The sequence below is a fragment of the Bacteroidota bacterium genome, from assembly GCA_034723125.1.
Classification (GTDB): Bacteria; Bacteroidota; Bacteroidia; order CAILMK01; family JAAYUY01; genus JAYEOP01.
On the sequence record JAYEOP010000106.1, the window covers coordinates 1 to 4,518 of the forward strand.

The 4,518-nt window shown below is 30.0% G+C and carries 1 protein-coding gene; it reads right to left on the minus strand.

Translation table 11 applies throughout. The features are described from left to right. Positions 1–308: 308 nt before the first annotated feature. Positions 309–3,812, minus strand: coding sequence for a hypothetical protein (locus U9R42_03170; protein MEA3495017.1), 3,504 nt, complete (start codon positions 3,810–3,812; stop codon positions 309–311). Positions 3,813–4,518 lie beyond the last annotated feature (706 nt).

A 4,518-nucleotide genomic window follows, 5' to 3' on the forward strand; every position in this document is an offset into this window, starting at 1 on the left:
TAAAAGTCATTCAATTGTCATTAATAGTCATTTAGCCAAGCTGTCATTGGGTTTTGTAACTTAATGACAATCAAATGACTACTTTATGACATTAGATTCAAGCGACAGAATACACATAATATTCTAAAAGTCAAAAATATACGTTTTTCTAAGAGGCACTAAGTAGAGATTCTCTGATTACTGTTTGGCTTTTAGCGATTGGTGTTGAGCCGTTTTGTCTTGTATCCGGATTCAGCATCCTGCATCTTGCATCCTGCATCTTCTTGCATCCTGCATCCTGCATCCTGCATCTTGCATCTTGTTTTTTTTCAAAAATCCAATCCGAATGAAAGGTATTTCATGTTACCAAGAATTTCATTTCCTTCAATTCCCCAAGCATAATCAAATTTAATAAAATATCCGAAAAGTTCTGTTCTTGCTCCAAATCCGTAGCCTGCTACAATTGGTTCTCCTATTGTGATTACAGTTATTTCAAAAGGATTTTTTTTGATGATTCTTTTGTTTAATGAATTTTCTTCACTGTAGGGATGTAAGCCTATCCATGCTGTTCCTGCATCCGCAAAAGCAACAATTTGAAATTTGTCAAAAAAGTTTGATTTTAATGGTCTGTTGTATAAATATCTGAAAATTGGGATACGTAATTCACTATTTATTAAAGCATAAGAATTGCCATTTCTGATGTTTTGGCTAAAACCACGCAAGTTTACCGCTAATGATCTGAAAACATAATTTAAATCAGGATCAACTTGAATATCTTCATCAACCTTTGGAAATAACCAGTTGTCAACTCCTCCAAGGAAAAATGAAATTTTTGAATCTCCAACTGATGAAGCAAATGCAAATCTGTTTGCCCAAATAATTTGCTTGTGAATTTTTATGTAATTTCTAAAATCTGTACCATAAACTGAAAGAACGTTTTTTAGGGTTTCAACTTCTCTGTAGTTTTCAAAATAGACTTTAAACCTTGTTCCCTGAAGTATGTTGTTTGTCAGATTTCTTGTGTTGTCAAAAATGTATTCAAATTTATAACCTATAAATGAGCTAATTACGTCTGGTTCTACAAGACTACTATGTTCTGATGACAAAGTAACTTTTCTATCTTGCCGCAGAAAAACATCTCCTTTTAATGTTGAGATTTCGCTAAAAGGATAGCTAAGTCTTAATCTTCCTTCATGGGTAATTTGTTTGCTTTGCAAATATGATGTTCCGCTTGTTTCAGCATTTCTATAAAGAACAATTTTTTTGTCTAAACGTTTTTTTAGATTTTCAAAATTCACTAAATATTCCGAACCGTTGAGATTACTTTTAATACGAAAGCCACCTGAAAGTTTATAGTCATGAAATAAATCACTTACGCCTAGCATAATAAAAGTATTAATAGCTTTATTGAACGGAGTGATAGGAGTGTTTTTGTCATAAGGAAAATATGGAGTTTGAAGGTAGCTGTTATCTAACTGGCTTACAAGGTAGTCGGGGGTAAGCGACATAAAATACATACTTGAAGAACCGAATCTTGTCCTTGTATATTTTTGTTTTTCTTTGTTGAACTTGTTTGAAATTATTTTAGTTTTTTTGAAAAAATCATGATTAATTACATCATCACTGGTATCAACTTTTATTGCATCAAAATCATTGAGGAAAAAATATGAAAAACTATCGTTTTTTATTTCAACAATTTCTGTGTTTTTGTCTTTTGTAATGGTTTGTTCATCAGGTGTTTCAATGTAGTCAAACATTTCTTGGTTTCTTTTTATTACTTTTAGTTCTTTAAAAATTTTATTTTTCTCAATTCTATTAATTTTTATTTTTCTTAAATCTCTTGGAATTGGAATTGTTGATAATTTGTATTTTCCGTTTTCATAAAATAATTCAAGAATGCTAAATGCTCGGGCTTTAACATCATAAGCTACAATGTCATTTGGATAATTTGTTTGAGGATAAATGTATGATGTATCGTGATAGACAAAGAATGTGTCAATAGATGAAATTTGGGCATTTCGTTTTTCAAAAGTAGTGTCTATAACAATTTGATTGGAATCAATAAAAATTGAATCCGGCAATTTGGGCTGTTCGATAATTGTATCAAAGTATGTTTTTGTAGAATAGTTTATTATGCTTGTATTATTTTCATAAAATTTAAAAGTATCATTTTTGAATTTTGTAGTATCAACATATTTTACTAATACTTCAATATGGTTAAAAATACTATCGGGATATGCAGCATCACGGTTTATAATTCCATTTTCAAAAGTAAGATAACTTATAAAGGATGAGTCATATTCGTTTGGATAAACTTCGTTTATATTGTTGGTAAAAGTAATTCTTCTCAATTTTTTTGATTTGTTTTTTATATCGTAATAAAAAATATCATTGGTGGGCATAAATTTTTTTGTAGGGTCAATAAACCGTCTTTTAATTTGGTAATCTGTTCTGTTTGAACTAAAAACTATCCCTTCCGAATTATTAATGTATTGTGGATGTAAGTCATCAAAAATATCATTTGTAATTGTAAACAATCTGTTTGACCTCATCTGAAAAATAAAAATATCACTACTTCCATTACGAATTGCAGAAAGCACAATGCTTTCACCTCGGTTGTTATAACTAAAATCAAGGACTTTGTCAAGTCTGTCTAATTTTTTTTTATTTTCTTTTTTCTTTTTTTTAAGATTGTATTCAAATAGATTAGGTATTGACTTTTTATCGTAAATAATAGCAATTTTTTCAGCTCGCGGATGCCAGGTAATTACAGGATAATTTTTGTCTTCGTGTGCATTGTCTTTTAAATATCCTTGTTTAAATATTTTTCGTTTTTTTCCTGTTGTAATATCATAAACATAAACTTTTGTTTTTCCTTTTTTGTTTGATACGTAGGCAATTTTATCTCCGTTTGGTCCTAATTTAATTCTTGTTATTTCTGAATTTTTTCCAAGACGTTTTATAAAAATATTATTTTTAATTTCCTGAAATTCATCATTTTCTTTTGATAAATATTTGTAGCTGTTATATCTGTACCAATTTTCATAAATTTGGTCAAAACCTTTCCCTAACACAAATTTAAATCCTGCATCCATATTTTTATTGATATGAGTCATGTACAAAAGATCAGGAATTGCTTTCTTTCCATATATCTTAGAAATGTATGACCATAAAGAATGTCCAAAAATCATTTTTTCGGATTTACTGAGTCTTCCAAATTTTTTAAATTTTTTGGATAAAATTCCTTGCTGAAGAATAGCTTCTTTACGATAATCCCAATCGTTGGAAAAATAGGAGATAGTGCCATTGTAAAACCATTCGGGCAACGACATTAAAGTAGAGTTTTGTAAGCGTTGCTGAACGGTGTTGCCGTACATTAGTTCGTTTAGTAATACTTCAGTTATTGCTGCTTTTATTCTTTTATCAAATTCATAATGGTTGCCATCGAAATATACAAAAGCAATATTATCGATTATGGGGGTATGTCCTCCTGTGTTGTACTGTTCATCCACAAGGGTTATGTTGGATTGTTTGTAATCGGAATAGGTGTTGTAAATTACAATTGTTAGTTGGTCGCCAATTCTATAATCAATTGCTCTTTCTATTTCTTCAAGATATTTTTTCCCATAAGTAAGAACGTAATGGGCAAGATTTTTCCCTCCTTGATGGTAGTAAACTTCAAATGTTTTTGTTCTGTAAAAATACCAGTCAAACTGCTCGTACTGGACTTTTGATTTGCCAAATTTGGTGTGAAATCCTTGTGACATAACAGTTCCCTCTGAAACAATTATTAGGAAAACTATTTGTAATATGATTAAAAACCTTTTTGTCATTTAGAAATTTCAATTTAAAGCTAGAAAATAACAATATCAAAAATACAAAATATGAATGAAATAAAATAATCAAAGATATTTAGAAATAATTGTACCAGAAAATTGGTTCTATGTCAAATACTGTGGGTAATCAAATTTGCCACAGATTCACAGATTACAAAATTACTCTTTTTGTAATTAGTGCTTATAAGAAAACTTATTATTTGCTTATCTGCACTCCTTAAATCCCCTAAAGGGAAAAGCCCAACTCGCTGAGTGTCCGATATATCTGGGCTAAAGGACATATACTTCGACTGGTCATGATTTGAGATTTGGCACTATGTTTAATGTATTGATTATTATCCGTTTACACGGTATGGCAAAACGCAACTTATGACCGCTCTGCATATATCTTATTAGAATATTGCGTATAAATTAATTTTAATCTGTGAATCTGATTTCGACAGATGTAGTCTTACTTCTATTACATTTAGCATGTCTTCGACAGACAAAGTTTGTGGCTTTATTATTTTTTCACCCACAGAAATCAACATGGAACCAGAAAATTACTTTTTTTGGATTATATTTCTATGTAATTGCTAAAAAATATATCCAATAGAAATTCCTGTACGAAAAGACGGTAAAATAAATGTAGCTACTCCTTTAATGTAATCGTAGGCGGCTTCTGTTTTCACTCTTTTGTTAAAAATGGGCATATCGGCAATTT